This is a genomic window from Micromonospora sp. NPDC049529 (assembly GCF_055586685.1).
In genome coordinates this window covers 85,999-93,133 of the sequence record NZ_JBVJHT010000017.1, presented here as the reverse complement: position 1 = coordinate 93,133, position 7,135 = coordinate 85,999, and the positions used below count along the sequence as shown (strand labels likewise).

The window sequence follows — 7,135 nt, the reverse complement described above, 5'->3', positions numbered from 1 at the left end:
GGGGTAGGGGGATAACCGAAAAAAAACCAGAAAAGGGGCCGGTCTCCACTCCGGCAACCCGTCGCGGTGGGGGGGAAGATTTGTTTTTGCCCCCCCCCGCCGCGCCGCCCCCCCCCCCCCCCCCCGGACGGGTGGCCGACCGTGGGGAGTCCGTTCCCCGAGGGGTACGGGTGGAGATCCCGCGTGCGGGCAGCCGGGCCGAGGACTCCCGGCCCGTGGCACGGGTGCCGCCGCCACGACCGGGTTGCCCCGGCCGCCGGGCGGGCCGCTGGCCGCTCGGTATGCGACGAGCCGTCACGTGGACGTACCCCCTCCCCGAGGCCGATTCGGAAATTAGGCAGAACGGTAACGCGGGAACGCACCGGCACCGGCGTAGCGCGCCGCGTCGGCCAGCTCCTCCTCGATCCGCAGGAGTTGGTTGTACTTCGCCACCCGGTCGGAGCGGGCCGGGGCACCGGTCTTGATCTGGCCGCAGCCGGTGGCCACCGCGAGATCGGCGATGGTGGTGTCCTCGGTCTCGCCGGACCGGTGGCTCATCATGCAGCGGAAACCGGCCCGGTGGGCCAGGTCGACCGCGTCCAGGGTCTCGGTCAGCGACCCGATCTGGTTCACCTTGACCAGTACGGCGTTGGCCGAGCTCTCGGCGATGCCACGGGCGATCCGCTGCGGGTTGGTGACGAACAGGTCGTCCCCGACGATCTGCACCCGGTCACCGATCGCCGCGGTGAGGCTGGCCCAGCCGGACCAGTCGTCCTCGGCGAGCGGGTCCTCGATCGACACGATCGGGTACTCGTCGGCCAGCTTGGTGTAGTACGCCGACATCTCGTCGGCGGTCTTGCTGGTCTGCTCGAAGGTGTAGATCCCGTCGGAGAAGAACTCCGTCGCGGCCACGTCGAGCGCGAACACGATGTCGCGGCCGAGCCGGTAACCGGCCTTCTCGACCGCCTCGGCGATCAGGTCCAGGGCGGCGGCGTTGGTCGGCAGGTCGGGGGCGAAGCCGCCCTCGTCGCCGAGGCCGGTCGACAGGCCCCGCTTCTTCAGTACGGACTTGAGCGCGTGGTAGACCTCGGCACCCGAGCGCAGCGCCTCGCGGAAGGTCGGTGCGCCGATCGGGGCGATCATGAATTCCTGCACGTCGACGTTGGAGTCGGCGTGCGCGCCCCCGTTGAGGATGTTCATCATCGGCACCGGCAGCAGGTGCGCGTTCGGGCCGCCGAGGTAACGGAACAGGCTCAGCTCGGCGCTGGACGCGGCAGCCTTCGCCACCGCCAGCGACACGCCCAGGATCGCGTTCGCGCCGAGGCCGGACTTGTCGGCGGTGCCGTCGATGTCGAGCATCTTCTGGTCGATCAGCCGCTGCTCGCTGGCCTCGTAGCCGACGAGCTGGTCGACGATCCGGTCCTCGATGTTGGCGACCGCGGTCTCGACGCCCTTGCCCTGGTAACGGTCTGCGTCGCCGTCGCGCAGCTCGATCGCCTCGAACGCGCCGGTGGAGGCGCCGGACGGCACCGCCGCGCGGGCGGTCGTACCGTCGTCCAGCCCGATCTCGACCTCGACGGTCGGGTTGCCGCGCGAGTCGAGAATCTCTCGGGCGACGATTCCCTCGATGGTGGCCACTGTGTCGCTCCTCGTGATGAGTGTCAACTGGTGCTCTCGGGCCGCGACGGTGCGGCGGAAGCGTTCCGAAGGCAGCGTAACGGGCCGTGGTCGCCGGACGGGGATGGCCTCCACCAACCGGGCGGCGATCTGCCGGATATCCGCTGGTTCTGCACCCGTCATGTGGACCGGGGTTTGCGGGGGTTGCCCTGATCGACAAGGCTGGCGCACATGCTCGTCGACCGTCAGGCGTACGCACAGTGAACAGCGACCCGTCGTCGGCCCGGCAGGTGTTCCTGCCCGGCGCGGCGGCCGACGTACCGGCCGACCCGACCGACCTGTGCCTGGTGGTGGCCGACGGGAAGCTGCTGGTCGCCGCCGACGGCGGCTTTCCCCGGTTCGCCGACCTGCCCGCCGGTTCCGATCCGATCCCGCTCGGCACCCTGGACGGGCTGCGGGTCTGGGCCACCACCCGGGAGAACGCCGACGAGGCCCTCGGCGCCTGGCTCGGCTGGCGGGAACTGGCCGCCGGGCTGACCGAGCCGCTCGCCTCGCTCGCCGGTCGGGCCCTCCAGGTGGTCACCTGGCGGCGTACGCACCGTTACTGCGGCGCGTGCACGACGGAGTTGGCCGACGTGCCCGGCGAGACCGCCCGCCGCTGCCCCAACTGCAAGCTGTACGTCCCGATGCAGCTCTCCCCCGCCGTCCTGGTCGCCATCCGCAGACCCGGTCCGGCCGGTGAACCGGGCCAACTGCTGCTGGTCCGGCACTCGTACGGGGCGACCGAGGTGTGGGCACTGGTCGCCGGTTTCGTCGAGGCGGGCGAGACGTTGGAGCAGGCGGTGCACCGGGAGGTGGCCGAGGAGGTCGGGCTACGGGTCGACGGGCTGACCTACTTCGGCAGCCAGCCGTGGGCGATGTCCGGTCCGGGCGTGGTGCTCACCGGCTTCGTCGCGTACGCGGCGGATCCGGCGGCCGAGCCGCTGGTCGACGGCCACGAGCTGACCGAGGCGCGCTGGTTCCCGCTCGACGCGCTGCCGGAGGCGCTGCCGCCGACGTACTCGATCTCCCGCTGGTTGATCGAGCACGTCGGCATCGGGCAGCCCGCCGACTGAGCCGGCCGGACCGGACGCCGGTCGGACTTCCGGCCGCCTTCCGGCCTCAGAGCCGGACGGTGCGGGCGCGGCGGTCGGCCGTCACCGCGTCCAGTCCGGCCGCGTCGATGTCGAGGGTGAGCTGGAGCAGCTGGATCACCGGGTCGAGGTTCACCCCGGGCGACAGCGGGATGGTGATCGTGTCCGCCGGTGCCGCCACCCGGCTCGGCGACGCCGACGGGGTCGGCGACGAGGTCGGGCTCGGGCCGCCCGAGTTCCATTCGGCCCGTACGACGTTGCCGTCCACCCCGGTCGCCTCGACCCGTACGCTCAGCGGCCTCGCGGACCCGGTGGTGGTGACGACCGCGTTGAACGAGCCGGGGTTCGGCCCCTTCTGGATCGACACCGAGACCCCGCCGACCACGGTGACGCCGGTGGCGATGGTCAGCCCCCGCACGGCGAAGGAGATGGCCCGGGTGAGCGGACCGAGCTGGGTGGAGAGCGGGGTGGGCGCCAGCGACAGGTCACCGTCGGCGAACTCCAGCAGGTCCGGCTCGCACTTGTAGGCGTTGTTCGACGGCAGCGGCTGGTACACGCTCAGGTTCGTGTCCGGGGCGGACCGGGTGGTCGTGTACAGCAGCCCGGCGTCCGTGTCGGAGGCGTTGTGGGCGTACAGGTCGGTGCTCCCGTTCATGGTGATCACCTCGAACTGGACACCTCCGGCGTCGTACGGTCCGACCGAGTCGTCGCCGTCCCTCGCCGCGATCATGAGCGGCAGCACGTTGGCCGCGACCGTGGCCACCTGGACCAGTGAGCCCAACCAGTCGCCGATACCGGTGACCCTCGGCGGCGCCTTCGCGACGGCGGCGGCGTGGGCGGCATCGGGGGCGTTGTATCCCCCCGGGACCGCTTCCGGCTTCGCCGCCGCGTCGGACGAGGTGATCAACGGTCCCCCGATGGCCGCCGCCGCCACGGCACCGCCCACGGCGGCGGCACCCCACATGACGTCGCGCCGACTCACCGGCCGGTGCTCGTTCGCATCCCGCACACCCGTCTCCCTCCGCATCGGTCACCTCCTCGGTCAGACATCGACCGACGCAAGTTTCCATCTTTCGAAAGGACAACGAAACCACGATTGATCACTATTCGTTCATCAAGCAAATACATTGATGAACGTAATTACTGCTATTTGTCGAGAGGCGTTTGTCGCAACGCGGCCTAGTACGCCGGCTCGACGCCGAGCAGCGTACGCAGGTGGCGGGGCGGCGGTGAGCCGTGCGAGAGCATCGCGTCGTGCCACTGGCGGACCGACGGCCCGACCGGACGGGCGGCGCCGATCTCGGCGACCTCGCTGTAACCGACGAAGTACGTGGAGAGCTGGGTCGAGGTGAGCAGCGCCCGGCGCCACTTGCCGGCCGCCTCCCCCTCCTCCTGGAAGCCCCGCCCGGTCATCAACGCCATGCCCTCGGACTCGGGCAACTCGTCGCAGTGCACCAACTGGTCCAGCAACGCGTTGATCGTCATCCGGAGCTGCATCTTGAGCTGCTGCAACCGGATCGGCAGACCACCGAAGCCGAGGTCGGCCATCACCTGCTCGGCGTACACCGCCCAGCCCTCGACGAACGGGCCGGAGCGACCGAGCGCGCGGACCCGCGTACTGCCCCGGTAGCGGCGCGAGTGCGCCAACTGGAGGAAGTGGCCGGGCATCGCCTCGTGCACGGTCAGGTTGCGCACCATGTGATTGTTGTATTCGCGGTAGAACGAGGTCACCTGGTCCGCCGACCAGTCCGCCGGGGTCGGCGCGATGCAGTAGAACGTCGGCACGTCGGCGGTCTCCAACGGGCCCGGCGGATCGCAGTAGGCCACCGCCACCCCACGCGCGAACTCGGGCATCTCCTGGATCACGCACGGGTCGTCGACGAGCGTCACCAGGTCGTGGGCGCGGACGAAGTCGGTCGACTCGGTGAGCGTCGTGCGGGCCAGTTCCACGATCGAGGTGTCGTCCGGGTGCTCGGCGGCGAGCCGGTCCAGCGCCCGCCGTACGGTCTCGTCGGTGGCCGGGCCACCGACGAGCTCGGCGGCCGCCTCCCGGATCTCGTCGGTGACCCGCTCCAGGTTCGCCTCGGCACGGGCGAAGACCTGGGCGGCGGACAGCTCGGTGTCCAGCGTGTGCCAGAGCCGCGCCTCGAAGCGGCGCCGGCCGAGCCGGGGGTCGCGCCCCGGACCGGCGTCGTCGCGCAGGCCCGCCCGGAGCCAGTCGGCGAAACCGGCCAGCGCGCGGATCGCCTCCCGGGCCACCGGTTCGACCTCGTCCCGCAGGCCCGGTGCCTCGGCGAGCAGGGCGGGTAGCTCGTCGCGGACCAGCGCAGCCGTACCGTCGAACTGCCCGGCGGCCGTCTCGGCATGGATCCGGGGCATGTCGCGCAGCGTGACCCGCGCGGTCGCCAACGCGTCCGGTACGTCGGCCAGCCGCCCGGCGAGGCTCGCCAGCCGGACCTCCACCGGGGCGTACGGGCGTGCGGTCAGCGCGTGCAGCAGCGGGCCCGGATTGTGCCGCAGCGGGTCCCACTCGTGCGTACGCAGCTCGGACAGCTCGAACAGTTCCCGGTCGACCAGGGCGGCGAGCAGGCTGTGGTCGACCTGCTCCGCCGGGTCGAGGGCCAGGTCGTCCACCTGGGAGAGAGCACCGGCAGCGTCGCGCAGCATCGCCGACCGGGCCTGCACCCCGTCGTCGGAGAGGTCCGGCAACCGGTCGTCGAAACGGTGGTCACCGGCCGAGGACGCCAGCACGGGGCTGCTCTCCAGCAACGCGTCGACGATGCGCTCGGCGAGTGGAACGAAAGACGACATGAAAAGAATCTAGCGAGTCCGACCGGGCTCGGGCAGCCGGGGAACGTCGCCGGTCCGACGAGGCTCGGGCGGTGGCGGGACGTGACCGGGCGGCGGGGTGACGTGGCCGGTCCGACGAGGCCCGGGCGCGGCGGCGACGAGGTCGGCCAGGGTGCGTACCGCACGGGTCAGCTCGGCGGGCGAGTTCGCGGCGTAACCGAGCACCAGTCCCGGCGGGCCGCCGGGAGCCAGCCGCAGCCGGGACAGTGGCACCGGCACCAGCCCGGCCCGGTGGGCGGCGGCGGCCAACCGCTCGTCGTCGATCCCGTCGGGCAACTCCACCACCAGGTGCAGCCCGGCCGCGATACCGGAGATCCGGGCCGCCGGCAGGTAGCGGCGCAGGGCGGCGGTCAGCGCGTCCCGGCGCTGCCGGTGCGCCTGCCGACAGCGGCGCAGGTGCCGGTCGTAGCCACCGTCGGCCAGCAGCTCGGCGAAGGCGAGCTGTTCCAGGACCGGCCCGCCGATGTCGGCCGCCGCCTTGGCCGCGAGCACCGCCGCCCGCAACCCCGGCGGTACGGCGAGCCAGCCGAGCCGCATCGCGGGGGCGAGCGCCTTGCTGGCCGAGCCGATGTGGGCCACCAGGTCCGGGGCGAGCCCCTGGAGGCAGCCGACCGGATCCCGGTCGTACCGGAACTCGGCGTCGTAGTCGTCCTCGATCACCAGGCCGCCGGTCCGGCGCGCCCAGGCGAGCAGGGCGGCCCGGCGGCGCGGGGCGAGCACCACGCCGGTCGGGTACTGGTGTGCCGGCGTGGTCAGCACCGCCGGCAGACCGCTGCGCTCCAGCGCCCCGACGTCCAACCCTTCGCCGTCGACCGGCACCGGCACCAGGCGCAGCCCCTGCGCTTCGAGGTGCCCCCGGATGCTGGCGCTGCCCGGATCCTCGATCCCGACCTCGGTCGCTCCCCGACCGCGCAGCACCCCGGCGACCAGCGAGAACGCCTGCGCCGCCCCGGTGGTGACAACCAGGTCGGCCGGTTGCACCCGGGCGGCCCGGACCCGGCCGAGATAGTTCGCGAGCTCCGTACGCAGCCGGAGCGCCCCGGCCGGGTCACCGTAGTCGAGGTCGGCGTCGCGGGCCCGGCCCAGCGCCCGCTCGTACGCCCGCCGCCACTGGGCGCGCGGGAACATCGCCAGGTCCGGTACGCCCGACCGGAGCCCGTTCCCGGTCACCGGCGGCTGGCTGGGCCGGTCCGGTCCGACCGTGGCGCTCGGCGGGACCTCCGCCGCCGCCCGGCGGCTCCGTGGCGAAGCACTGTCGGCGGCGACCCGGGTGCCGGCACCGGGCCGGGCCACCAGCCGTCCCTCGGCCACCAGCTGCTCGTACGCCTCGACCACCACGCCCCGGGACAGGCGCAGGTCGGCGGCGAGGCCCCGGCTGGACGGGAGCCGGGTGCCCGGGGCGAGTCGCCCCTGCACGATCGCGTCCCGCAGCGCGACGGTGAGCTGGACGGCGAGGCCGGGTCGACCCCGGTCGAGTTCGACGAGCGTCTCCAGGGTGGTCAATTGGTCCTCCACAGCCCGTCCGTACTGGTCCTCAACAGGGGACCATTGGCACC

The 7,135-nt window shown here is 72.6% G+C and carries 5 protein-coding genes; 1 reads left to right on the top strand and 4 read right to left on the bottom strand.

Translation table 11 applies throughout. From position 1 onward, the window contains the following. Window positions 1-333: 333 nt before the first annotated feature. Complete coding sequence (eno, locus tag ACZ6QQ_RS27345; protein ID WP_465880171.1) at window positions 334-1,617, bottom strand: phosphopyruvate hydratase; 1,284 nt, start codon at window positions 1,615-1,617, stop codon at window positions 334-336. Between the two features lie 239 nt (window positions 1,618-1,856). Here eno and nudC point away from each other — a divergent pair, with 239 nt between their 5' ends. Next, entirely contained in the window at window positions 1,857-2,711 is an 855-nt protein-coding gene (gene nudC, locus ACZ6QQ_RS27340; protein ID WP_465880169.1) for an NAD(+) diphosphatase, read from the top strand. Between the two features lie 46 nt (window positions 2,712-2,757). Here nudC and ACZ6QQ_RS27335 read toward each other — a convergent pair whose 3' ends face one another. The 3 genes from ACZ6QQ_RS27335 to pdxR all read right to left on the bottom strand — a co-directional run bounded on the left by ACZ6QQ_RS27335 (window position 2,758) and on the right by pdxR (window position 7,094). Then, the gene (locus tag ACZ6QQ_RS27335; RefSeq protein WP_465880168.1) at window positions 2,758-3,756 is read right to left on the bottom strand and encodes a hypothetical protein; all 999 of its coding nucleotides are present in this window, start codon (window positions 3,754-3,756) and stop codon (window positions 2,758-2,760) included. Between the two features lie 152 nt (window positions 3,757-3,908). Further along, on the bottom strand, window positions 3,909-5,540 hold the full coding sequence (locus tag ACZ6QQ_RS27330; RefSeq protein ID WP_465880167.1) for a DUF885 domain-containing protein: 1,632 nt from the start codon (window positions 5,538-5,540) through the stop codon (window positions 3,909-3,911). Between the two features lie 9 nt (window positions 5,541-5,549). Continuing rightward, on the bottom strand, window positions 5,550-7,094 hold the full coding sequence (gene pdxR, locus ACZ6QQ_RS27325) for a MocR-like pyridoxine biosynthesis transcription factor PdxR (RefSeq protein ID WP_465880166.1): 1,545 nt from the start codon (window positions 7,092-7,094) through the stop codon (window positions 5,550-5,552). Window positions 7,095-7,135: the final 41 nt, after the last annotated feature.